The organism is Exiguobacterium sp. s28, assembly GCF_018618135.1.
GTDB lineage: Bacteria > Bacillota > Bacilli > Exiguobacteriales > Exiguobacteriaceae > Exiguobacterium > Exiguobacterium mexicanum_A.
Map to the genome: position 1 here is coordinate 1 of NZ_JACSLL010000019.1, position 24,658 is coordinate 24,658.

21 protein-coding genes, 1 rRNA gene and 1 riboswitch are annotated in these 24,658 nt (G+C 54.6%); all 22 genes read left to right on the plus strand.

Annotated features, from left to right (window positions below):
• Positions 1-31: 31 nt before the first annotated feature.
• The 22 genes from rrf to ligA all read left to right on the plus strand — a co-directional run bounded on the left by rrf (position 32) and on the right by ligA (position 24,650).
• Positions 32-147, plus strand: a 5S ribosomal RNA gene (gene rrf, locus KNP78_RS14580).
• Between the two features lie 83 nt (positions 148-230).
• Positions 231-422, plus strand: coding sequence for an NETI motif-containing protein (locus KNP78_RS14585; protein WP_034781380.1), 192 nt, complete (start codon positions 231-233; stop codon positions 420-422).
• A gap of 140 nt (positions 423-562) precedes the next feature.
• Positions 563-664: riboswitch (purine riboswitch) on the plus strand.
• Between the two features lie 69 nt (positions 665-733).
• Positions 734-1,222, plus strand: coding sequence for a 5-(carboxyamino)imidazole ribonucleotide mutase (purE, locus tag KNP78_RS14590; protein WP_214825188.1), 489 nt, complete (start codon positions 734-736; stop codon positions 1,220-1,222).
• Positions 1,222-2,316, plus strand: a complete 1,095-nt coding sequence (gene purK / locus KNP78_RS14595; RefSeq protein ID WP_214797641.1) for a 5-(carboxyamino)imidazole ribonucleotide synthase — start codon at positions 1,222-1,224, stop codon at positions 2,314-2,316. Before purE ends, purK begins: the two co-directional genes overlap by 1 nt.
• The gene (purB, locus tag KNP78_RS14600) at positions 2,313-3,605 is read left to right on the plus strand and encodes an adenylosuccinate lyase (RefSeq protein ID WP_214712328.1); all 1,293 of its coding nucleotides are present in this window, start codon (positions 2,313-2,315) and stop codon (positions 3,603-3,605) included. Before purK ends, purB begins: the two co-directional genes overlap by 4 nt.
• A 48-nt stretch (positions 3,606-3,653) precedes the next feature.
• Positions 3,654-4,355 (plus strand): phosphoribosylaminoimidazolesuccinocarboxamide synthase, encoded by a 702-nt coding sequence (purC, locus tag KNP78_RS14605; RefSeq protein ID WP_214797640.1) that lies wholly within the window; start codon positions 3,654-3,656, stop codon positions 4,353-4,355.
• On the plus strand, positions 4,355-4,597 hold the full coding sequence (gene purS, locus KNP78_RS14610) for a phosphoribosylformylglycinamidine synthase subunit PurS (RefSeq protein ID WP_016509255.1): 243 nt from the start codon (positions 4,355-4,357) through the stop codon (positions 4,595-4,597). Before purC ends, purS begins: the two co-directional genes overlap by 1 nt.
• Positions 4,594-5,274 carry a phosphoribosylformylglycinamidine synthase subunit PurQ gene (gene purQ, locus KNP78_RS14615; protein ID WP_034781324.1) on the plus strand — a complete coding sequence of 227 codons (681 nt, stop codon included), beginning with the start codon at positions 4,594-4,596 and terminating at the stop codon, positions 5,272-5,274. Before purS ends, purQ begins: the two co-directional genes overlap by 4 nt.
• Positions 5,258-7,477, plus strand: coding sequence for a phosphoribosylformylglycinamidine synthase subunit PurL (gene purL, locus KNP78_RS14620; RefSeq protein ID WP_214825190.1), 2,220 nt, complete (start codon positions 5,258-5,260; stop codon positions 7,475-7,477). Before purQ ends, purL begins: the two co-directional genes overlap by 17 nt.
• Positions 7,453-8,862, plus strand: coding sequence for an amidophosphoribosyltransferase (gene purF / locus KNP78_RS14625; RefSeq protein ID WP_058765678.1), 1,410 nt, complete (start codon positions 7,453-7,455; stop codon positions 8,860-8,862). The genes purL and purF overlap by 25 nt, the downstream gene beginning before the upstream one ends.
• A gap of 12 nt (positions 8,863-8,874) precedes the next feature.
• Positions 8,875-9,909: a phosphoribosylformylglycinamidine cyclo-ligase gene (gene purM / locus KNP78_RS14630; protein ID WP_034781315.1), complete on the plus strand. Its 1,035-nt coding sequence runs from the start codon at positions 8,875-8,877 to the stop codon at positions 9,907-9,909.
• Positions 9,906-10,484: a phosphoribosylglycinamide formyltransferase gene (purN, locus tag KNP78_RS14635; RefSeq protein ID WP_214825192.1), complete on the plus strand. Its 579-nt coding sequence runs from the start codon at positions 9,906-9,908 to the stop codon at positions 10,482-10,484. Before purM ends, purN begins: the two co-directional genes overlap by 4 nt.
• Positions 10,481-12,001: a bifunctional phosphoribosylaminoimidazolecarboxamide formyltransferase/IMP cyclohydrolase gene (purH, locus tag KNP78_RS14640; protein ID WP_214825195.1), complete on the plus strand. Its 1,521-nt coding sequence runs from the start codon at positions 10,481-10,483 to the stop codon at positions 11,999-12,001. Before purN ends, purH begins: the two co-directional genes overlap by 4 nt.
• A 13-nt stretch (positions 12,002-12,014) precedes the next feature.
• Positions 12,015-13,268 (plus strand): phosphoribosylamine--glycine ligase, encoded by a 1,254-nt coding sequence (gene purD / locus KNP78_RS14645; protein ID WP_034781309.1) that lies wholly within the window; start codon positions 12,015-12,017, stop codon positions 13,266-13,268.
• A gap of 99 nt (positions 13,269-13,367) precedes the next feature.
• Positions 13,368-15,653: a putative bifunctional diguanylate cyclase/phosphodiesterase gene (locus KNP78_RS14650; protein ID WP_371819220.1), complete on the plus strand. Its 2,286-nt coding sequence runs from the start codon at positions 13,368-13,370 to the stop codon at positions 15,651-15,653.
• Between the two features lie 179 nt (positions 15,654-15,832).
• Positions 15,833-17,575 carry an adenine deaminase C-terminal domain-containing protein gene (locus tag KNP78_RS14655; protein ID WP_214825212.1) on the plus strand — a complete coding sequence of 581 codons (1,743 nt, stop codon included), beginning with the start codon at positions 15,833-15,835 and terminating at the stop codon, positions 17,573-17,575.
• A gap of 68 nt (positions 17,576-17,643) precedes the next feature.
• The gene (locus tag KNP78_RS14660; protein ID WP_034781303.1) at positions 17,644-17,949 is read left to right on the plus strand and encodes a YerC/YecD family TrpR-related protein; all 306 of its coding nucleotides are present in this window, start codon (positions 17,644-17,646) and stop codon (positions 17,947-17,949) included.
• 36 nt (positions 17,950-17,985) lie between these two features.
• Positions 17,986-19,368 carry a TrkH family potassium uptake protein gene (locus KNP78_RS14665; RefSeq protein ID WP_052090282.1) on the plus strand — a complete coding sequence of 461 codons (1,383 nt, stop codon included), beginning with the start codon at positions 17,986-17,988 and terminating at the stop codon, positions 19,366-19,368.
• A 12-nt stretch (positions 19,369-19,380) separates the two neighbouring features.
• Positions 19,381-19,617, plus strand: coding sequence for a hypothetical protein (locus KNP78_RS14670; protein ID WP_034781294.1), 237 nt, complete (start codon positions 19,381-19,383; stop codon positions 19,615-19,617).
• A 93-nt stretch (positions 19,618-19,710) separates the two neighbouring features.
• Positions 19,711-20,388 carry a heptaprenylglyceryl phosphate synthase gene (pcrB, locus tag KNP78_RS14675; RefSeq protein ID WP_214825215.1) on the plus strand — a complete coding sequence of 226 codons (678 nt, stop codon included), beginning with the start codon at positions 19,711-19,713 and terminating at the stop codon, positions 20,386-20,388.
• A gap of 38 nt (positions 20,389-20,426) precedes the next feature.
• Positions 20,427-22,643, plus strand: a complete 2,217-nt coding sequence (pcrA, locus tag KNP78_RS14680; RefSeq protein WP_214825218.1) for a DNA helicase PcrA — start codon at positions 20,427-20,429, stop codon at positions 22,641-22,643.
• Between the two features lie 9 nt (positions 22,644-22,652).
• On the plus strand, positions 22,653-24,650 hold the full coding sequence (gene ligA, locus KNP78_RS14685) for an NAD-dependent DNA ligase LigA (protein ID WP_214825221.1): 1,998 nt from the start codon (positions 22,653-22,655) through the stop codon (positions 24,648-24,650).
• Positions 24,651-24,658 lie beyond the last annotated feature (8 nt).

Genomic DNA, 24,658 nt, shown 5'->3' on the forward strand with positions numbered 1-24,658 from the left:
GTCTTCAGTTTTGAGAGAACGATCTCTCTTGTCTGGTGGCGATGGCGAAGTGGTCACACCCGTTCCCATGCCGAACACGGAAGTTAAGCACTTCAGCGCCGAAAGTAGTTGGGGGTCTCCCCCTGTGAGGATAGGACGTCGCCAGGCAAACGGTGGTTCTGGAGCATTCGCTCAAGGGCCGCCGCTTTTTTTATTTATATCGCGATTCAAATGAAAGAGAGGAAGAACAGATGGCCAAAAAAATCAAAGTATACGTCGAGCCAAACGAGACAATCGATGAGTGTTTAAATCGAATTGCTCAAATGGGGTATCGCCCGGTACGTAGGATTGAGAAGCCTGTCTTTGAACAAACGGGAACCAAAGACGAACCTGTACATTCCCATCAGTCGATTTTATTTGAGTGCGTTGCTCTCAAACCATAATGCCAAACCGTCACGAATGAGTGGCGGTTTTTTTGTGTTTTAATGAACCTAAAGACGAACGATAAATATTCAGACAATTAAATTGTTCGCCGTTTGTTGACATGTTTTGAATGAACAAGGTACGATAGGCGTGTGAGTTAAGAACAAATTAAATAGTGCTCCATATAATCGCGAGGAAATGGCTCGCAAGTTTCTACCTGATCGCCGACTCTGATCAGACTATGGGGTATAGTCGACATTTTTTTGTCGTGGTCTATACCCTAAACTGGTTATTCGGTTTAGGGATTTCTTTTTTTAAGGGGGACATTTAAGTGAAGGCAACAGTAGGTGTGATCATGGGTAGTTCTTCCGATTGGGAAACAATGAGCCATGCTTGTGAGATCCTTGAAGAGTTGAGTATTCCATATGAAAAACAAGTTGTCTCGGCGCATCGGACGCCGGACTTAATGTTCGACTACGCTGAGGAAGCTCGGGCAAGGGGCATACAGGTCATTATCGCAGGAGCGGGAGGCGCAGCTCACTTACCAGGTATGGTCGCTGCAAAGACCACATTACCCGTCATCGGGGTACCAGTACAATCGAAGGCGTTAAACGGACTTGATTCATTGCTCTCGATTGTTCAAATGCCTACAGGTGTACCGGTCGCAACAGTCGCCATCGGTCGAGCTGGGGCGATGAACGCAGGTCTTCTCGCGGCGCAAATCTTGAGCCTCCAATCTTCTGAATTGATTGAACGTCTCGAGGTTTACCGCCAAGTGAAACGAGATATGGCACTCAAAGCGACAGAGGAGCTGATTTGATGAGAATCGGAATTTTAGGCGGAGGCCAGCTAGGTCGGATGATGTCACTCAGCGCGAGTGCTATGGGATACGAAACGCTAAGTCTTGATCCAAACCCAAACGCACCGGCCGCTCAAGTCGCGCCAAGCATCGTGGCTACATTTGACGACGTAACAGCAGCTCGCGAACTCGCTCAGCGTTCAGACGTCATCACATATGAATTCGAAAATATCGATACAGCGATGATTGAGGCTATCGCTGACAAGTGTCCGCAAGGGATGGATGTCTTAAAGGCGACACAGCATCGGCTCTATGAGAAGCAAATGATTGAAGGTGCGGGCCTTCACGTCGCTCCATATGTTCCAGTTCGTTCCCTCCGAGACGTCACTCGAGCAAGAGACGTGTTAGGCCTCCCATTCGTCATCAAGACGTGCCGATTCGGATATGACGGAAAAGGTCAAACGGTCTTGCGGACGGAGCAAGATGTTCGCACATTTACGGATCAGTTCGAAGAGACGGAGTACGTGGCCGAAGCTTGGCTGCCTTTTAAAAAAGAAATTTCGGTCATCGTAACGAGAGGGGCTCACGCGACGACAACGTTCCCGATCAGCGAGAACATTCATCATCAAAATATTTTACACTTATCGATAGTGCCAGCCCGAGTAGAACAAGACATTTTGGAAGAGGCTCGGCATTTGGCCCTTCAACTCGCTGACCACATCGGATTGATTGGAACGCTTGCGGTTGAACTGTTCATCATGGAAGATGGTTCCTTGTATGTGAATGAACTTGCTCCCCGTCCCCACAATTCAGGGCATTACACGATTGACGCCTGTGAGACGTCCCAGTTCGAGCAACATGTACGGGCAATCACTGGTATGAAGCTCGGTCGTACGACACTCCACACCCCGGTCGTGATGGTTAACCTGTTAGGCGAACATATGAATGAGCTGAATCCGCAAACGTTACCGTCGAATGTTAAACTACATTTGTATGGAAAAGAAGAAGCGAAGACTGGTCGGAAGATGGGGCACTTGAACGTGCTCGCCGATTCCGTCGAAGAAGCGCTTCAGACCATCGAACAATTGGCAATCTGGAAGGAGACCGTTTTATGATTTCACGTTATACCCGTCCCGAGATGGCGGCGATTTGGACAGACCAAAACAAATTTGAGGCATGGCTTCAAGTAGAACTTTACGCATGTGAGGCGTGGAGCGAGCTAGGCGTCATTCCAAAAGAAGATGTCGCGGTCCTGTGGGACAAAGCATCGTTTGATGTCGAACGCATCTTGGAGATCGAGCAAGAGACGCGCCATGACGTTATCGCCTTCACGCGTGCCGTCTCAGAGACGCTTGGAGAAGAGAAGAAGTGGGTGCATTACGGACTGACTTCGACAGACGTCGTCGATACGGCCTTATCGTACTTGATTAAGCAAGCAAACGATATTTTAGAAGCTGACATCGACCGCTTCATCGAGATCCTCGCTGAGAAAGCGAAAGCACATAAGTATGACATCATGATGGGCCGTACACACGGTGTTCACGCAGAACCGACGACGTTCGGATTGAAACTCGCCCTTTGGTACGAAGAAATGAAGCGCAACAAGAAGCGGTTCATGGCAGCCCGTGAGACGATTGAGTTCGGCAAGATGAGTGGTGCGGTCGGCACGTTCGCAAACATCGATCCGTTCATCGAGTCGTATGTATGTGACAAATTAGGGATTCAAGCGGCACCGATTTCGACACAGACGTTACAACGTGACCGTCACGCCGAATACATGTCGACACTCGCATTGATTGCCACATCAATCGAGAAGATGGCGACAGAGATTCGCGGCCTCCAAAAGACAGAGACACGTGAGGTCGAAGAATTCTTCGCCAAAGGACAAAAAGGGTCGTCAGCGATGCCGCATAAACGCAACCCAATCGGTTCAGAGAACATGACCGGCCTGGCCCGTGTCATTCGCGGTCATATGGTGACGGCGTATGAGAACGTTCCCCTCTGGCATGAACGTGACATCTCACACTCATCAGCAGAACGGATCATTCTTCCGGATGCGACGAGTCTCCTCAACTACATGTTGAACCGCTTTGGCAATATCGTGAAGAACTTGACGGTCTTCCCGGACAATATGCGCCGGAACATGGACCGGACGTTTGGCATTATCTTCTCCCAACGCATCTTGCTCGCGTTGATCGAAAAAGGATGGTCGCGCGAAGCGGCGTATGACGCCGTTCAACCGAAGGCGATGCAGGCGTGGGAAGAAGAGACGATGTTCCGCACTTTGATTGAACGAGACGCCGAAATGGGCGCGCTCTTTACGAGTGACGAGCTCGACGACCTATTCGACCCGAGCCATCACGTGCGCCGTGTCGATGTTATTTTTGAACGCTGTGGTTTGTGATCGTTGAGGGGCGTCATGCCCCTCTCACTTTTAAGGGGGACGATACAGATGGAAGCAATTTACGAAGGTAAGGCAAAAGCGTTATTCGAGACAGAAGAACAGGGTGTGCTCCGCGTCTATTATAAAGACGACGCGACAGCATTTAACGGGGAGAAGAAAGAATCAATCGCCGGCAAAGGCGTGTTGAACAATGCTATTACGACGCGCTTGTTCGAACTCATGCACGATAACAAGATTCCGACACATTTCATTAAGCGTCTATCGGATCGTGAACAGCTCGTGCGCCGTGTCGACATCATTCCGCTCGAGGTCGTCGTTCGCAACATCGCCGCCGGAAGCCTTGCGAAACGACTCGGTTGGGAAGAAGGGACACCGCTCCTGTCACCAATCGTCGAGTTCTACTATAAAGATGACGCACTCGGAGATCCACTCTTAACAGAGGACCATATCCGTTTACTGCAAGTCGCCACACACAAAGAAGTCGAAACATTGCGACAACTTGGGCTGTGGGTCAACGATGTGTTACTCGACTTCTTCAACGAACACGGCATCGATTTGATCGACTTCAAACTCGAGTTTGGTAAAGTCGACGGTACGATCATCCTCGCCGATGAGATTTCGCCGGACACGTGCCGACTCTGGGACAAAGAGACGAAACAAAAGCTCGATAAAGATGTTTTCCGCAGAGACCTCGGATCTCTGACAGATACGTATAGCCAGTTGTTAACACGCATAGGGGGAATGAACTGATGAAAAAAGTAAACGTGTACGTGACATTACGTGAAAGTGTACTCGATCCACAAGGCGTCGCCGTCAAAGGTGGACTCGAACATCTCGGTTTTGCAGGGGTAGAGTCGGTACGCATCGGGAAAGTCATCGAGCTTCAAGTCGCCGATGAGACGACCGAAGCGATGGTGCGTGACATGTGTGAGAAGTTGCTCGTCAACACGGTCATTGAGAACTATCGGATCGAGATGGGGGTACTCGCATGAAATTCGCTGTCATCGTCTTCCCGGGATCAAACTGTGACCTCGACATGTATCACGCCGTAAAAGATGTCCTCGGTGAAGAAGCGGACTATGTGTTCCATACGGAAACGTCGCTTGACGGTTACGACGGTGTGCTCCTGCCAGGCGGATTCTCATATGGGGATTACTTGCGCTGCGGTGCCATCGCCCAGTTCTCACCGATTATGAGTGAAGTCAAACGGTTCGCAGAAGAAGGGCGTCCGGTACTCGGCGTCTGCAACGGTTTCCAAGTGCTCGTCGAAGCGGGACTCCTACCGGGCGTGTTGATGCGTAACCGTGATTTGAAGTTCATGTGCAAGACGGTCGAATTGAAAGTCGAGACGAACGAGACGATGTTCACGAACGATTATGCACTCGGGGAAACGATCCAAGTCCCGATCGCGCACGGGGAAGGTAACTACTACTGTGACGAGGCGACGCTTGAGACGCTTCGTAGCAATGGGCAGATCGCCTTCACATATACCGACAACCCGAATGGATCGGTCGCGAATATTGCAGGGATCACGAACGCACAAGGCAACGTACTCGGAATGATGCCGCACCCGGAGCGAGCGGTCGAAGCATTGCTCGGCGGGGAAGACGGCAAACGATTATTCACTTCGATGGTGAAATGGGGGACTCGACATGCTACTTACAACTGAACCGACAGCAACACACATCCGTGAAGAGCGACTTTACGCCACGATGGGATTGACCGATGAGGAATACGCGCTCGTCGTCTCACTGCTCGGTCGTGAGCCGAACTACACCGAGATCGGGTTATTCTCGGTCATGTGGTCTGAACACTGTTCGTACAAAAACTCGAAGCCTGTCCTCCGGAAATTCCCGACAACCGGGAAACATGTCCTTCAAGGACCTGGGGAAGGTGCTGGCATCGTCGATATCGGCGATGGCCAGGCCGTCGCTTTCAAAATCGAGAGCCATAACCATCCGTCGGCGATTGAGCCGTACCAAGGTGCGGCGACAGGTGTCGGCGGGATTATCCGTGACATCTTCTCGATGGGCGCGCGACCGGTCGCACTCCTTAACTCGCTCCGCTTCGGAGATTTGAACGAATCACGTGTGAAACATCTCTTCGGTCATGTCGTCTCAGGCATCGCCGGGTACGGCAACTGCGTCGGTATCCCGACGGTAGGTGGGGAAGTCGCGTTCGACCCGGCCTATGCGGGTAACCCGCTCGTCAACGCGATGTGTGTCGGGCTCATCCGCCATGAAGACATTCAAAAAGGGATTGCCGAAGGTGTCGGCAACTCGGTTATGTACGTCGGCGCGACGACAGGACGCGACGGCATTCACGGGGCGACGTTCGCCTCGGAAGAACTCGGTGAGGATGCGGACGAGAAACGCCCGGCCGTCCAAGTCGGTGACCCGTTCATGGAGAAACTGTTGATTGAGGCGTGCTTGGAAGTCATCAAGCACCCGGCCCTCGTCGGCATCCAGGACATGGGAGCAGCCGGTCTCACGTCGTCTTCGGCCGAGATGGCATCGAAGGCAGGCATGGGCATCGAGATGAACCTCGACCTCGTCCCACAACGTGAGGCCGACATGACGCCTTACGAGATGATGTTGTCGGAGTCACAAGAGCGGATGCTCCTCGTCGTTAAGGCAGGACATGAAGATGAGATCGAAGAAATCGTCACGAAGTGGGGACTTCATGCAATCAAAGTCGGTGAAGTCATCGAAGACAAAGTGCTCCGTCTGCTCCATCACGGGGAAGTCGCGGCCGAAGTACCAGTCGACGCGCTCGCAGAAGACGCACCGGTCTACCATAAGCCGTCAAAAGTACCGGCATACTATGAGACGTTCCAAGCGATGGCACCGGTCCAACCGGTCGTCACGGACGTACTCACGACATGGAAAGACGTGCTCGCCATGCCGACAATCGCCTCGAAACGTTGGGTGTATGAGCAATACGACCATATGGTCCAAACGTCGACCGTCGTCGCCCCAGGAAGTGATGCGGCCGTCATCCGCATTCGCGACACAGACAAAGCACTCGCGATGACGACGGACTGCAACGCCAAGTACGTGTACCTCGACCCGCGTGTCGGTGGTGCGATTGCGGTCGCAGAGGCAGCGCGCAACATCGTCGCCAGCGGCGCCACACCACTTGCTCTCACCGACTGCTTGAACTTCGGTAGCCCGGACAAACCAGAAGGCTTCTGGCAGCTCGACCAAGCTGTCGAAGGGATGGCCGAAGCGTGCCGTGCCCTCGATACACCGGTCATCGGTGGAAACGTCTCGCTTTACAATGAGTCGAACGGGACGGCGATTTATCCGACGCCGGTCGTCGGCATGGTCGGCTTGATCGACAAGCCGGAACATATCACGACGTCGTTCGCGAAAGCAGCAGGCGACATCATCTTCCTACTCGGGGAGACGAAACCAGAATTCGGCGGTAGTGCGCTCCAAATGCTGCAAGACGGTAAAGTGAGCGGACAGGCGCCGATGCTTGACCTCGAGACGGAGAGCCGTCAGCAACAAGCGCTCCTCGCAGCAATCCGGGAAGGTCTTGTCACAGCGGCCCACGACGTATCGGAAGGCGGACTCGCCGCGGCACTCCCTGAGCTCGTGTTCGGCACGGGATTCGGCGCAGATGTCACAGTCGACGCAGATCTCGTGACGACACTTTTCAGCGAATCACAGTCACGGTTCCTCGTCACAGTCGCGCCACATCAGGCTGATGCGTTCGCGAATTTGACGAAGGCGACACGCATCGGACAGGTGACAGACACGCCACAATTGACGGTCCGTGCGAGCGACCGCCTCATCGAAATGGACGTCACGGAACTTGAACGGGTATGGGAAGGAGCTATTCCATGTTATATGACATCCGAGGCATGAACGAGGAGTGCGGGGTATTCGGGGTTTTTAATCACCACGAAGCGTCACACCTCGCCTACTACGGCCTCCACAGCCTGCAACACCGGGGACAAGAAGGGACAGGCATCGTCACGGCTGACGGCGAGCGTTTGCACGCCAAACGCGGGCTTGGCCTCGTCGCTGAAGTGTTCGACGAACCGTCGCTCGACGCATTGACCGGGCATCACGCCATCGGTCATGTCCGTTATTCGACGGCAGGCGGCAACACGCTCGAGAACGTCCAACCGCTCCACTTCAAGTCGCTTACGGGCGACTTGGCGATGGCGCATAACGGTAACCTCGTCAACGCCAACGAGTTGAAACATATGCTCGAAGCGGAAGGTGCGATTTTTCAGACGACGTCCGATACGGAAGTCGTCGCCCACTTGATTAAACGAAGCCGCGGCAACTCGATGAAAGAGCGGATTGCAGATAGCTTGGCCCGTCTCGTCGGCGCATTCGCCTTCCTCTTCTTGACGGAAGACGCGCTCTACGTCGGCGTCGACGTTCACGGCTTGCGCCCGCTCTCGCTCGGCCAGACCGAGGATGGAGCTTACGTATTCGCCTCAGAGACATGTGCGTTTGACGTCGTGGGGGCGACGTACGTACGCGATGTCGAGCCAGGGGAACTCCTCATGATCACGCAAGACGGGATCGTGTCGGAGCGGTACAGCGAGGCATCGGTCCGCGCGATGTGTTCAATGGAATACATCTACTTCTCGCGGCCGGACTCGATCATCGATGGCGTCAACGTGCATACGGCCCGTAAGGCGATGGGGAAGAAGATGTTCGACGAGGCACCGGTCGAAGCGGACGTCGTCACCGGCGTCCCGGACTCGAGCATCTCGGCGGCCATCGGTTACGCCGAGGCGAGCGGGATTCCGTACGAGATGGGACTCATTAAAAACCGCTATGTTGGCCGGACGTTCATTCAGCCGTCGCAAGAACTACGGGAGCGCGGTGTCAAGATGAAGCTGTCGGCGCTTCGAGGCGTCGTGAACGGAAAACGGGTCATCATGGTCGACGATTCGATCGTCCGCGGTACGACGAGCAGACGCATCGTCAAGTTGCTCCGTGAAGCCGGGGCGACCGAGGTGCATGTTCGCATCACGTCACCACCCATCAAGCATCCGTGCTATTACGGCATCGATACATCATCAAAGGAAGAGTTGATTGCGGCCACCAAATCCATCGAAGAGATTAAAGAAGAGATTGGGGCCGATTCACTGGCGTTCCTCACATTGGACGGAACGGTCGAAGCGATTGACCGGCCGTTCGAAGGGAACTTGCGCGGGCAGTGTGCCGCTTGCTTCACCGGACTTTATCCAACTGAACTGGCGGAACTTGTAACAGAGACAAAAGCTTGAGGGGGACTGACGATGAGTTTAAGATATGAACAAGCGGGTGTGAATTTAGAAGCAGGCTATGAAGCAGTATCACGCATGAAGCGTCACGTTGCACGGACGATGCGTCCAGAAGTGATGACCGGGCTCGGCAGTTTTGGGGCGATGATCGACCTCGGCTCGATGCAGTTGAAACATCCGATTCTCGTCAGCGGAACGGATGGGGTCGGCACGAAACTCAAACTCGCGTTCGCGCTCGACCAACATGATACGATTGGAATTGACTGTGTGGCGATGTGTGTCAACGACTGTCTCGTCCACGGGGCCGAACCGCTTTATTTCTTAGACTATATCGCGACCGGCAAGGCAGAACCGGCCAAACTCGAGCGCATCGTCGCAGGGGTCGCCGAAGGTTGCGTCCAAGCGGGCTGTGCCCTCGTCGGAGGGGAGACGGCCGAGATGCCGGGTATGTATCCGGACGGCGAGTACGATATCGCTGGATTCGCCGTCGGTGTCGTCGAGAAGGAAGCACTCATCGATGGCCGGACAATCGAAGCGGGGGACATCGTCCTAGGTTTAGCATCATCCGGTGTCCATTCGAACGGATTCTCGCTCGTCCGCCATATCGTCGAGTCGCAAGGGCTCGCCTACACCGACGAGATCGCCATGCTCGATACGACGCTCGGGAACGCCCTTTTGTTGCCGACACGCATCTATTCCGAGGCGGCGAAAGCGGCCATCGCGACGGGGCGTGTCCAAGGCATGGCCCACATCACGGGCGGCGGTTTTTACGAGAACGTGCCACGCATGCTGCCGGAAGGCCTCGGTGTCACATTCGATGCCTCGAATTGGCCGAGCCTGCCGGTGTTCGACTGGCTCGAGCAAGTCGGGCACGTCTCGAAACAAGAGATGTTCAACGTATTCAATATGGGCATCGGCTTCATGATCACGGTCCGGCCTGAAGATGTCGAAGCCGTCGAAGCCGCACTCGAACGCGCCGGAGAGACGTCGCACCGTATCGGGAAAGTTGATGCCAAACCGGGCGTCCGCATCATGGGGGTCGACCAGTGAAAAAGTTTGCCATCTTCGCCTCCGGGTCCGGTAGCAACGCCGAAGCGATTTGGCAAGCCATCGACCGAGGCGACTTGTCAGGGGAATGTGTCCTGCTCGTCACGGACAAACCAGAAGCGAAAGTACTCGAGCGGGCGGATCGGTTCAACATCGCGAGCTTCTCGTTCGAACCGAAGGCATATGCGTCAAAAGCGGAATTCGAACAAGAGATTCTCGTCTTGTTACAGACGCTCGGCGCCGACTATATCGTCTTGGCCGGGTATATGCGGTTGATTGGGGACGTATTGCTGTCAGCATATCCGAACCATATTATCAACATCCATCCGTCGCTCTTACCGGCGTTCCCTGGAAAAGACGCCATCGGTCAGGCGCTCGCGGCGAACGTGCCGACGAGCGGTGTCACCGTTCATTACGTCGATGCCGGGATGGATACGGGACCAATCATCGCCCAACAAGACGTCGCCATCGCAGGCTGTGATGCGGCCGAAGCGGCAAGACGCATCCAAGCGGTCGAGCATCAGCTCTATCCGCACGTACTACAACAAGTGTTTATCCAACAGGAGGTTTTCAAGTGAGAGCATTACTGAGTGTGTCAGATAAAACAGGAATCGTCGAGCTCGCGCAGGCGTTGCATGAAGCGGGCATCGAACTCATTTCGACAGGCGGGACGGAAGCGGCGCTCATCGCGGCCGGTCTTCCCGTAAAAAATATCTCGGAAGTGACATCGTTCCCAGAGATGCTCGACGGTCGCGTGAAGACGCTCCATCCGCTCGTACATGGCGGACTTCTCGGACGCCGCGATTTAGATTCGCACGTCGAACAGATGAAAGACCACGACATCGAGCCAATCGACTATGTCGTCGTCAACTTGTACCCGTTCAAAGAAACGATTGCGAAAGAGAACGCGACGTATGATGAAGCGATTGAGAATATCGATATCGGTGGACCGAGCATGCTCCGTTCGGCCGCGAAAAACCATGCCAGCGTGACGGTCGTCGTTGACCCGGCCGACTACGGTCATGTGGCCGAAGCGGTTCGTGCCGGCGGGACGACGTTCGAAACACGTCAACGTCTTGCCACAAAAGCGTTCCGTCACACGGCGGCGTATGACGCCTTGATTGCCGACTATTTAGGGCAGCAGATCGGCGAGACGTTCCCGGAACAGCTCACGGTCACGTATGAGAAAGTACAAGACCTCCGTTACGGGGAAAACCCGCACCAGCAGGCAGCGTTTTATAAGACGCCGCTCTATCACGGGATGACGCTCGCGAACGCGGAGCAGCTCCATGGGAAAGAACTCTCATATAACAATATCCAAGATACGAACGCGGCGCTCGAGGCGCTCAGCGAATTGACGGAGCCGGCAGCGGTCGTCGTCAAACATATGAACCCATGTGGTGTCGCTGTCGGACAGACAATCAGCCAAGCGTTCTCAAGAGCCCATGCGGCCGATCCGGTCTCGATTTTCGGTGGCATCGTCGCCTTGAACCGTGAAGTCGATGTGGAGACGGCAGAGGCCCTCCGTAACATCTTCCTAGAAATCATCATCGCGCCATCCTTTAGTGAGGCAGCACTTGACCGATTGAAAGAGAAAAAGAATCTTCGGTTATTGACGCTTGATATGAGCCAGATGACAGGGATGCGCTTGACAGCCGTCGCGGGCGGTCTCCTCGTACAAGATGGGGACGACGTCACACTCGATGATGCGTCATGCCAAATCGTGACCGACCGTCGCCCGACGGCGTCTGAATGGGAAGACTTGAAACTTGCGTGGCGTGTCGTTAAACACGTGAAATCAAACGCCATCGTCGTCGCCAAAGACGAGACGACAATCGGCATCGGAGCGGGACAGATGAACCGCGTCGGCGCGGCGAAAATCGCTTTCGAACAAGCAGGGGAACGTGCTCAAGGGGCCGCTCTCGGTAGCGATGCGTTCTTCCCGATGGGCGATACGGTCGAAGCCGCAGCCGCAGCCGGGATCACGGCCATCATTCAACCAGGCGGATCAATTCGTGACGAGGAGTCGATTGAAGCGGCGAACCGTCACGGCATCACGATGGTGTTCACGTCAGTTCGACACTTCAAACATTGAGAGGAGCGATAAGATGAACGTACTCGTCATTGGACGTGGCGGGCGTGAGCACGCGCTCGCTTGGAAGTTGAGACAAGACGGACATGAGGTGTTCGTCGCTCCGGGTAATCTTAATATGGGCGACGTGACGTGTGTACCAATCGAAGAGACAGATGTCTCTGGCCTCGTCGAGTTTGCGAAGCGCGAGGCGGTTGACTGGACGATCGTTGGTCCAGAGTCGGCTCTCATGGCCGGTGTCGTCGATGTGTTTCAAGCTCATGGACAAAAAATCTTCGGACCGACGAAGGCGGCGGCGTTGCTTGAAGGTAGTAAAGCGTTCGCGAAAGAAGTGATGCGCGAAGCCAATATCCCGACCGCAGGGTACGACACGTTCACCGACGCCGAGTCAGCGCTCCGACAGATCGATCAACTCGAAGCACCGCTCGTCGTCAAAGCGGACGGACTCGCCGCCGGTAAAGGGGTGACCGTCGCGTTCACACTTGAAGAGGCGAGAGCAGCCATCCACGACATTTTCGATACCGATAAGTTCGGGGACCAATCACGTGTCGTCATCGAAGAATTTTTGGATGGAGAAGAGTTCTCGCTCATGGCGTTCGTGTCAGGGGAGCACGTTATCCCGATGATCACGTCACAAGATCATAAGCGTGCCTATGACGGAGACGCAGGACCGAATACGGGCGGCATGGGCGCCTACAGTCCGATGCCCCACTTGGATGATGCTGTGTATCAAGAGGCGGTCGAACGTGTGCTCTTCCCGCTGGCGCGGACGATGGTCGAGCGGGGCACCCCGTTTGAAGGGTTCTTGTATGCGGGCCTCATCTTGACGGCGGATGGCCCGAAAGTGATCGAGTTCAACGCTCGATTTGGCGATCCCGAGACCGAGGTCATTCTTCCTAACTTGGCATCTCCTCTCCTCGGCGTCATCGAGGCGGTCGTGGACCAAAAACCGTATCCGATTGAATGGGTAGAAGGCTATACGATTGGAGTCGTCGTCGCGGCAGAAGGCTATCCTGATCGAGCGACGACCGGGCAGGTACTGTCAGGCTTCGGTGACTTACGAGATGATGTGCTCGTGTTCCATGCGGGGACGACCCGGGACGGGACCCACATCATCGGTAACGGAGGGCGATTGTTCGTCCTCACGTCGACGAAACCGACGTTGCTTGAAGCGAAGACGGCCGTCTATACGGCACTCGAACAACTTGATTTGCCACAGACGTTTTACCGGCGTGATATCGGAGGGCGGGCGTTGGCTCAGATTTTTTAAAGGATGGGTCAACCCGTCCTTTTTTTCATGCGAAAAGAAGGGAATCCGTACTTCCTGCTCTACAATAATGGAGTAGATTGAAGGAAGAAGGTGGTCGACGTGCGCATTCGGACGAAGCTCATGATTGCGGTGGCCGTGAATATAATTGTGTTTGTCGGTGTCATCTTTTTTGGGGTACGACCATATTTCATCGAGAAAAGCATGGAGCAAGATCGTCAAACGGTCGAGAGTCAAATCGCGAGCGTATCTGAGACACTCGCCAATCGGAAGAGCACACTCGAGCGCACACTCATCGACTGGGCTGTCTGGAATGATACGTACACGTTCGTGCAGCGACGAAATGCCGCTTATATCAAAAGTAACATCAGTGAACAGTCGCTCGAGAACTTGAGCGTCAACGCTATCGTCTATTTGGACAACGAGGGGGAGGCTTTCTACTCGGCGTTTCGTTCGACAGACATGTCATTGTCGAAAGCCGACCAACAAGCGATCATCCGGGCGGTTACCTCTCGCTTGACCAATCGGAGCGATGCACAGAACGGCGTATACGCGAGTGATTTTGGCCCGATGTTATATGTCAGCCATCCGATTCTACGAAGTGACAGTAGTGGACCACGACAAGGAACGCTCATCATGCTCGAATTCGTCGATTCGACGGTCATGGCAGATATAAGTGCCCAGACGAAGATACCATTGACAATTCAGCCGGCTCGTCTAGAAGAGACAATCATCAAGAGCGGGACGGACGGGACCGATGTGGTGATCCCACTCGACACGGTGTTTCAGCAAGCGGATTATGAAGTTGGTTTCACCGTCGCGCAAACGCACTACGAAAACACTGTCACGATGTTGCGGCTCGGCATGTTCGCGCTCGTCATCCTCGGGTTCGGTCTGTTCTTCTCTTTGTTATGGACGATTCACCGGGTCGTGATTCGGCGGCTGATGGAGATCGTGAGTGAGTTGAAGATCATCACACTAGAGCGGGACAGCCGACTCCGCCTCAGTCGGGACGCGCACAGCCACGACGAAATCGAACAGATGGCGACGAGTATGAACGAGGTGCTCGCGGCACTCGAAGATACGCGCGCCGAAGTGATCGACCGGGCGTTCCGAGACGCATTGACGCTTCTTCCGAACCGGCTCGCGCTAGAAGATTATTTCTCGACCGTGCGTGGAAAGCAGGAACGGATCGGAGTGCTCGGATTGGATTTGGATGACTTCCGCCGGATCAACGACCAATACGGACATCGGACGGGTGATTCTGTTCTCATCTATCTCGCCTCACGGCTCAACTTCTATAAAGAAGACGGGTTCGTCGCTCGCATCGGTGCCGATGAGTTCATGCTCGTCCATCCGGGCTGGACACTTGACCAGCTCCAACCGGTCGCCCGGCACTTGACGAAAGACTTGAAGGACTGGGCCCATGTCAACGGTGTGAAAGGGATGGCGGCGACAATCGGCATCGATGTGTTCACCTATGCCGAGCCGCAACACACGTATGAGGTCATGATGGGGCGGCTCGACGTGGTCATTCACGAGGCGAAACTGTCAGGGAAGAACCGTGTCTTGACGTTCCAAGAAATCGAGGACGGGAGCCATTATTTACAGACGCTCGAGATGGAACGCGATTTGCGCCATGCCCTCGAACATGATGAGTTTGAACTGTATTATCAGCCGATCGTATCGCCACGGCCGTTTGCAGTACGGGGAGTCGAGGCGCTCATTCGCTGGAATCATCCGGGCAAAGGTCAGATTTCCCCTGGCCTGTTCATCCCAGTCGCCGAGCAGCTCGGCCTTATCTCGGACTTGGGACGCTGGGTGCTCGTACAGGCGGTCACGGAGATGAAGGATCATGTGGAACGACATCACTTGTTCCTCTCGATCAACGTATCGAAACGCCAAATCGCCGACGGGTCGTTTTTAGCTTCATTGGAACACGTGCTGACCGAAACGGGATTTGACCCTCATCGCCTTCATGTCGAAATCACCGAGAGCGAGGTCGGCGGGAATCTGTATGAGCTTCAGCAGTTCATTCACGCGCTCAAAGCGATCGGCGTCAAAATCTCGCTCGATGACTTTGGTGTCGGGACATCGTCGCTCTCGTTCTTGCAGTCGCTTCAACTCGATATTATTAAAATCGATCAAAACTTTGTCAAAGGGATTCCCGAGAACACGTTCGACCGGGCCTTGCTTGAAGGGTTATATCAAACGTTCCATACACTCGGTCTCGATATCGTCACGGAAGGTGTGGAGCGTCCGGAGCAGCTCGCGTTCGTGCTCGAACATAGCAGTTCGCTCATCCAAGGTTACCATTACAGCAAACCGGTTCCGCTGGCACAACTTGAGCATTACTTGAAGAAAACGGTCACGATGTATGACTGGTGAAGACACTTCCTGCGGGAGGTGTCTTTATTTGTGTGAATTTCATGTGAATTCCGTTACAATTAGCAACATAACTTGCGACCCTTTCATAGAAAATGTAAACTTGAAACAGATGAAAGAAAACGCTTACAAAATTATTGTCTGATAATAATGGCGAGGCGATTAAGGGAGGATTGGGTTCGATGCCAACAAAACGATCGGCGCGGGCACCGTGGTCTAAAGCGATGATTCGGTCACAACTAGAAGTCGTGAGCCAAGTCAGGCCACCTTCGCTCGTATTGACGAATGCCACGTACTTGAACATGTACGTGAAGCAGTGGAAACAAGCAAATATTTGGATCGAGCATGACCGGATCGTCTATGTCGGGCCAGATGTACCGAAAGCGGCCGTCGAGACGGTGGACGTATCCGGAAAATATATCGTGCCTGGCTATATCGAGCCACATGCGCATCCATTCCAACTTTATAATCCGGCGACGCTGTCGAAGTATGCAGGCGAGCGGGGGACGACGACGCTCGTGAATGACAACATGCTTCTTTTTTTACAAAATAAGGAGCAAGCGTTTGCGCAACTCGATGCGATCCAACAGCTTCCGACGAGCACATATTGGTGGGCGCGTCTCGATACACAGACCGAGCTCGACCGGGACAGTGTCCTTGTCGATTCCGAGCGGATTCACGACTGGTTCAATCATCCGGACGTCATCATGGCCGGTGAATTGACGGCATGGCCGCGCACGTTGAAAGGCGATGACGAGATGTTGCAGTGGATGCTCGACGCGGAGACGTGCGGGCTCCCGGTCGAAGGACATTTCCCGGGTGCCTCGGCGAAGACGTTGACGAAGATGGCGCTGATGGGTGTTCACAGCGACCATGAAGCGATGACGGCCGAAGAAGCGCTCTGCCGGCTCGAACACGGCTATACGACGACACTCCGTCATTCTTCGATTCGTCCTGACCTTCCGGGACTCATCCGTGGCCTGCTCGACGCCGGACTCGAGGCGTTCGATCATGTGATGGTCACGACAGACGGGTCGACGCCAGGATTTTATCAAGACGGGCTGCAAGACGCGCTTATTAAGATCATGATTGAGGCCGGATTGCCGCCGATTGAGGCGTACCGCATCGTGTCATTGAACGTGGCGCGACACTTTGGGCTCGATCACGTTCTCGGTTCGATTGCGCCGGGACGCATCGCCCATCTGAATATTCTTGATGCGATCGACGAGCCGCGCCCGTCCGCCGTCATCGCCAAAGGGCAATGGATTTACCGGGACGGGGCATCGTTGTTCCCGAACGAGCTCGTCGATGCGGCGCTCGCGCTCATGCCGTCGACGGACGTCGACATCGAACTGACGCCGAACGATCTGTCGTTCAGCATGCCTGTCGGGCTCGACATGGTCAACTCGGTCATCATGAAACTGTTCAAAATCTCGCACGACACCGGTCAAGACGAATTGCCACGTGACGGGGACGAGTCGTTCCTCATGCTGCTCGATAAAGAAGGAAAATGGCGACTCAATACGGTGCTGAAAGGATTCGCCAACGACTTTGGCGGGCTCGTCAGCTCGTATTCGATTAGTGGCGACTACTTGATCTTAGGGAAATGTAAACAAGACATGCTGACGGCGTTCGAACGGATGAAACAGCTCGGCGGCGGTATCGTCCTCGTCGACCGTGGTGACATTATCGCGGAAATTCCGCTCCCGCTCTGTGGCATGACGTCGAAGGAGCCGATTGAACAGTTGATCGTCCAGGAAGAAGTGTTGCGGTCCGAACTGCTCACGCGTGGTTACAAGTTTGAAGACCCAATCTATACGCTCTTGTTCTTGGCGTCGACGCACTTGCCATATGTGCGGGCCACACCGCTCGGAATTTACGAAGTGATGAAGAAACAAATACTATTTCCGGCGATTTTACGATGAACAGTTGAGTCCGAGCCGGTCGTGCTTTAGAATGATAAAGAAGTACGATGGAGAGAGGATGCTTGCGGATGCAACTCGATAAATTACGAGGACGAGAGCTCGATCAGCTGTTTGAGGCGATTTTGAAGCTCGATACACTCGAAGATTGTTATCAACTATTTGAAGATTTAGCGACCGTGAACGAAGTGCAGGCGCTCGCCCAACGGCTAGAAGTGGCCCGCCAAATTCGTGAAGGTAGCACGTACCATAAAATTGAAGAAGCGACAGGAGCTTCGACGGCCACGATTTCCCGCGTCAAGCGTTGCTTGAACTACGGGTCAGGCGGCTATGATCTTGCCCTTGAACGTCTACAACAATCAGAAGGTGACTCGTAAGAGTCATCTTGTTTTTGATGGGAGAGGAGGGGCGAGATGCAAGACAAGTTTATGAAGCGAAATTTACAGCTGTTCTTTCGGAAGCTGACACCGGTCCAGACACTCGTGTTGATTTATAGCGCGGCGGTCGTGTTGGCCGTCATTTTGCTCGCTTTACCGATTGCGCGACAACCGGGCGTCTCGATCACGTTCACCGATCTCGTCTTTTTCGCGGTCAGCTGTGTCAGCGTTACCGGATTGACCCCGATCGTCGTGACCGATACGTTCTCGACGTTCGGATTATTTATCATCTTGTTCATCGTTCAAGTGAGCGGGGTCGGGTTGATCAGTCTTCACGTCATCATGTGGATCTTGCTTGGCAAGCGCATCGGTTTTCGCGAGCGCCAGCTGATTTTACGTGACCAAAACCAGACGTCGATGTCTGGGATCGTCAAGTACATCACCGAGATCGTCATCACCGTTATCGCGATTGAAGCGGTCGGTGCGGTGTTGCTTGGGGTCCATTACTTAAATTACTTCGATACGGCCAGCGAGGCGTTCCTGCAAGGCCTGTTCGGTTCGATCAGTGCGACGACGAACGCCGGCTTCGACATCACCGGCAGCTCGCTCGCACCATTCCGGGAAGACCCGTTCGTCATCTTCACCCAAATCGCGCTCATGACCGGCGGTGCCATCGGGTTCCCGGTCCTCGTCGAGATTCGCACGTATTTGACGAACCGAATCATTCGGAAGCGCGAGAATTTCCCGCGCCGGTTCTCACTGTTCACAAAACTGACGGTATCGACGTTCTTCATCTTGATTGCCATCGGGACCGTCGGTTTGTTCCTGTTTGAGTATGACAACGCGTTCAAAGAGTTGCCGCTCTGGCTCGCACTCTCGGACTCGTTGTTCCAGTCCGTGACGACGCGAAACGGGGGGTTGTCGACCGTCGATGTCAACTTGTTCTCGGAAGGCAGCATGTTGCTGCTCTCGATTCTGATGTTCATCGGGGCGTCACCGTCCTCGGTCGGTGGGGGGATTCGGACGACGACGTTCGCCGTCGCCGTGCTCGGGGTCGTCGCGTTCATTCGCGGGGACTCGTCCATCAAAATCTTCGGACGTGAGATCGTGCTCGAGGACATTTGGAAAGCGTTCGTCATCATTACCGTGTCTCTGGCCGTCCTGTTGACCGGGGTCATGGTGCTCACGTTCTTCGAAGACGCATCGCTCACGCGCATCTTGTTCGAAGCGTGCTCGGCGTTCGGGACGACCGGGTTGTCGGTCGGGCTATCGTCCGAATTTAGTAACGTCGGCAAGTGGGTGCTCACCATTTTAATGTTCATTGGACGCATCGGTGTCATCGCCTTCATCTTGATTTTGCAGCGGAGACAGCCGAAGCGGATGTACAACTATCCGAAAGAATCAATCATCTTAGGGTAAGGAGCTCAGAACATGAAAGCTTTTTGGATCAATTTCGGTTACGTGTTCGCCGTCCCGGTGTTGCCGTTCATCGCGGTTGTGAACGGAACGGCGCTCTGTTCACCGGATTCTCCGCTACTTGATATTCCCGTGCTCGGCTTTTTCTTGGCCAATCCGCTCTGGTTCATCCCGGTATACGGGCTGTTCGCTCTGCTCGTCGCCAAGTGGATGACGGCCCGCGAACGAAAGACGCACGCGAGACGTGTTTGAGACTTGCCTCGGCAAGTCTTTTTTCGTTCAACAGATGCAAGTGGCGGGAAAAATCGCTACACTAGAGAAGGTATCGAAGGGGAGGGAAGCCGAATGGATTTTCAATCGTGGCGCCACGTGTTTAAACTAGATCCGAATAAACCGCTCGATGATTCGGCGCTCGCGGCGCTCATCCGCTCCGGTACGGACGCCTTACTCATCGGAGGGACCGACGGGGTCGATGCGGAGAACACATTCGCGCTCTATGCCCGACTCGAAGGGTGCGGCATTCCGCTCGCGCTTGAGATGAGCCATCCCGAGCAAGTGGTTCGAGGCTTCGATCACTATTTTATTCCGACCGTCCTGAATGCAGGAACTGTCGACTGGCTCATCGGTCATCAAGTGAAGGCGTTTGAACGACACGGACACTTGTTTCATGACCAGGTGACCGGACAAGGCTATATCGTTTTGAACCCGGACGCGAAAGTGGCCCGTGTGACCGAGGCGAAAACCGACCTTTCCATCGAAGAGGCGGTCGCTTACGCAGAAGCCGGTCATCGCTTGTTCCGCTTGCCTTCGCTTTACGTGGAGTATAGCGGCACACTGGGATCCGTCGAGCTCGTCAAAGAAGTACGTTTAGCGGTGCCGGACGCCCACTTGTTTTATGGGGGCGGCATCACCGATTTTGAATCAGCTCAGACGATGGCCGCATACGCGGACACGATCGTCGTCGGTAATGTGATTTATGACAATTTCGAAGGAGCGCTTGCGACTGTCGCGGCACTCCGATAAAATAAGAACAAATGTTTGGTTAGAGAAAGGAAACGATTATGTATAACTTGAGTGAAGAATTAGTCAAAGGCATGAACCCCCCGCAAGCGGAGGCGGTCAAATATACGGACGGCCCGCTCCTCATCATGGCCGGGGCAGGGTCTGGTAAAACACGTGTCTTGACGCATCGCGTCGCCTACTTGATGGCGTCGAAACAAATCGCGCCGTGGAACATTCTCGCGATTACGTTCACGAACAAAGCGGCCCGCGAGATGAAAGACCGGATCGCCCGCCTCGTCGGCGGTGTCGCGGACGATATTTGGATTTCGACGTTCCACTCGATGTGCGTCCGGATTTTGCGCCGCGACATCGATCGCATCCGCTATGACCGGAACTTCTCGATTCTCGACTCATCCGATCAGTTGACGGCAATCAAGCAAGTGCTCAAAGAGCTGAACCTTGACCCGAAAAAATATGAGCCGCGGACGCTCCTCGGCATGATCTCGAACCATAAGAACGAACTCCGTTCGCCGCAAGACGCGGCTGGACTCGTCGGTAACAACCCATACGAGAAAGTCATCTCGGACGTCTATACGGCGTATGAGAAAAAGTTGAAGCAAAACAACGTGCTCGACTTTGATGACTTGATCATGAAGGCGATTCAGCTGTTCCAAGAAGCGCCGGACGTGCTCGCGTTTTATCAGAAGAAGTTCCAATACATCCATGTCGACGAGTATCAAGATACGAACCGGGCCCAATACACGCTCGTTAAACTGCTCGCGCAAGCGCATGAGAACTTGTGTGTCGTCGGTGACTCGGACCAGTCGATCTATCGCTGGCGCGGGGCCGATATCGCCAATATCTTGACGTTTGAGAAAGATTACCCGAGTGCGCACGTCATCTTGCTCGAACAAAACTATCGGTCGACGAAACGGATTTTGGAAGCGGCGAACGGTGTCATTCAAAACAACTCGAGCCGAAAAGATAAGAAGCTATGGACCGAGAACGTCGAAGGGGAGAAACTGCTCCTTCACGTCGCCTCGGATGATCGAGATGAAGCGTTCTTTATCATCAACCAGATGAAAGAACTCCGTCAAGAGGGCGTCGATTACGGCGAAATGGCCGTTCTGTATCGGACGAACGCTCAATCGCGTGGACTTGAAGAGATGCTCCTCAAGTCGAACATCCCGTATAAGATGGTCGGCGGGACGAAGTTCTATGAACGAAAAGAAATCAAAGACATTTTGGCGTATTTGCGCTTGATCGCCAACCCGGACGAGGACATCTCCTTCGTCCGTGTCGTCAACGAACCGAAGCGCGGCATCGGCGCCGCGACGGTCGATAAGCTCGGCGACTTCGCCGGGATGCAAGGTGTGTCGCTCATGGAAGCGATTCGTGACATCGAACTGTCGGGCATTGCCCCACGCACAGCGACGAAGCTTGCCGAGTTCCGTCAATTGATGGTCGATTTGCGTCAAATGGCCGACTACTTGTCGATTTCCGAATTGATTGAAGAAGTGCTGAAGAAGTCAGGCTACGAAGAGATGCTCAAAATCGAGAAGACGCTTGAAGCCGAGAGCCGCCTCGAGAACTTGCAAGAATTCCTCTCGGTCGCGCAAAACTTCGAGAAAGAGAGCGATGAACAAACGCTCGTCGCTTTCCTGACCGACTTGACGCTCGTCTCGGACCTCGACACGCTCGAAGAAGTCGACGAGTTGCACCAAGTCACGCTCATGACGCTCCACTCGGCCAAAGGGCTCGAGTTCCCAGTCGTCTTCTTGATTGGGATGGAAGAAGGGTTGTTCCCGCACAGCCGTGCCTTGAACGACCCGGAAGAGATGGAAGAAGAACGTCGTCTCGCCTACGTCGGGATCACACGGGCCGAGAAACGTCTCTATTTGACGCGGGCCCAGTCTCGCATGTTGTACGGTCGTTTCCAAAACAACCCGGAATCGCGCTTCTTGCACGAGTTGCCAGAGACGCTCTTGGAGCGTTCGGGCAAAGCGAAAAAGGCGATGCCATGGAATCCAGTCGAGTCGCCGGGGAAACTTCCGGTGAACGGCTTCAGCTCGAAACCAAAACCGAAGCTCGCCCAGTCGTCCGGCGCCGAATCGATCGGTTGGAACGTTGGGGATAAGGCCAATCATAAAAAATGGGGTCAAGGCACGGTCGTCCAGACGCGTGGCGAAGGCGATCAGCTCGAACTCGATATCGCTTTCCCGGCAGTCGGCATCAAGCGCCTGCTCGCCAAGTTTGCCCCAATCGAAAAAGCGTGAGGTGATCACATGGAGATGGCAGAACGTGTTGAAGCGATTCGTCAAAAGTTAAACCAATACGGATATGAATATTATGTGCTCGACCGCCCGAGTGTCCCAGATGCGGAATACGACCGTCTCATGAACGAATTGATTGAAATCGAGACGGACTATCCGGAACTTCGGAGTCCAGACTCTCCGACGCAACGGGTCGGCGGTGCCCCGCTCGACGCGTTCGTCAAAGTGACGCATGATACGCCGATGCTCTCGCTCGGGAACGTGTTTTCTAAAGAAGAGCTCGTCGAATGGGTCGAACGCATCGAGAAAGATCTCGGTTACAGTCCGCTCTTCGTCGCCGAGCTCAAGTTTGACGGGCTCGCTGTGTCACTGAAATACGAAGACGGTCGGCTCGTCCGTGGCGCGACGCGCGGTGACGGGACGACCGGAGAAGACATCACGCAAAACTTGAAGACGATCCGCTCGATTCCGCTCCGGTTGAACGAGGACGTCACGTTCGAGGTGCGCGGTGAGGCATATATGCCGAAACGGTCGTTCGAACATTTGAACGACGAGCGAGAACGTCTTGGGGAACCTTTATTCGCCAACCCGCGCAATGCGGCGGCAGGTTCGCTCCGGCAGCTCGACTCGAAAATCGCGGCGTCGCGGAATTTGGCGTTCTTCGCCTACGGGCTCGTCTCGACGGACGACCTCGTCGCCTCGCATGACGAGTCGCTCGCGTATTTGCGCCGTCTCGGCATCGCCGTCAGTCAAGAATACACGACATGTCATACGGCCGATGAGTTATGGGACTATATCGAAACGTATGTGACGAAGCGGTCCGAACTGCCCTACGAGATTGACGGCATCGTCATCAAAGTCGCAGCTTACGAAGAGCAAGAACAGCTCGGCTTCACGGCGAAGAGCCCGCGTTGGGCCGTCGCGTATAAGTTCCCGGCTGAAGAAGTCGTGACGACGATTGAAGACGTCGATTTCAGTGTCGGGCGGACGGGAAAAGTCACGCCACGCGCACGGTTCGCACCAGTCTCGGTCGCCGGGTCGACCGTGACGTATGCGACGCTCCATAACGAGGACTTCATTGTAGAGAAGGACCTTCACATCGGGGACCGTGTCGTCATCAAGAAAGCCGGCGATGTGATTCCAGCCGTCGTCTCGGCGCTCGTCAGTGAGCGGACCGGGGAGGAGACGGAAATCGTCTTCCCGACGCATTGTCCAGCTTGTGAATCTGAACTCGTGCGTTTAGAAGGAGAGGCGGACCACCGCTGCGTCAATCCGGAATGCCCGGCCCAACTGCTCGAAGGGTTGATTCATTTCGTGTCACGCCCGGCGATGAATATCGATGGGCTCGGCGAGAAAGTGATCACACAACTCCATGCGTCCGGGCTCGTTCATAACGTGGCCGACCTGTACCGTCTCGACCGGGACGCGCTCCTCGAGCTCGACCGGATGGGCGAGACGTCGGTGACGAACTTGCTCGCGGCGATTGAGCAGTCGAAACAGAACTCGCTCGAGCGCGTCTTGTTCGCGCTCGGTATCCGCCTCGTCGGACAAAAAGCGGCCGCGTTGATTGCGGAACGGTTCGAGACGATGGAAGCGGTCATGGAGGCATCGATCGACGACTTGACGTCAATCGATGGTATCGGTACGAAGATGGCGGAATCGATCGTCTTATACTTTGAGAAGCCGGAAGCTCGTGACCTCGTCCGTGACCTCGGCGCGGCAGGTGTCAACCTGACGTTCAAAGGTACGAAACGACCGGTCGCTGACGCTGATGCGCCGCTTGCCGGGAAGACAGTCGTTTTGACCGGGAAACTGCATGAGATGACGCGCGGGGAAGCCGGTAAGCAGCTCGAATTGCTCGGTGCGAGTGTCACGGGAAGCGTCAGCAAGAACACCGACCTTCTCGTCGCCGGCGAGAAAGCCGGGTCGAAACTGACGAAAGCCGAATCACTCGGCATCGAAATCTGGGACGAGGCGGCGTTGCTCGCCTTCTTGGCAGAACAATCTTGAAGGAAAGG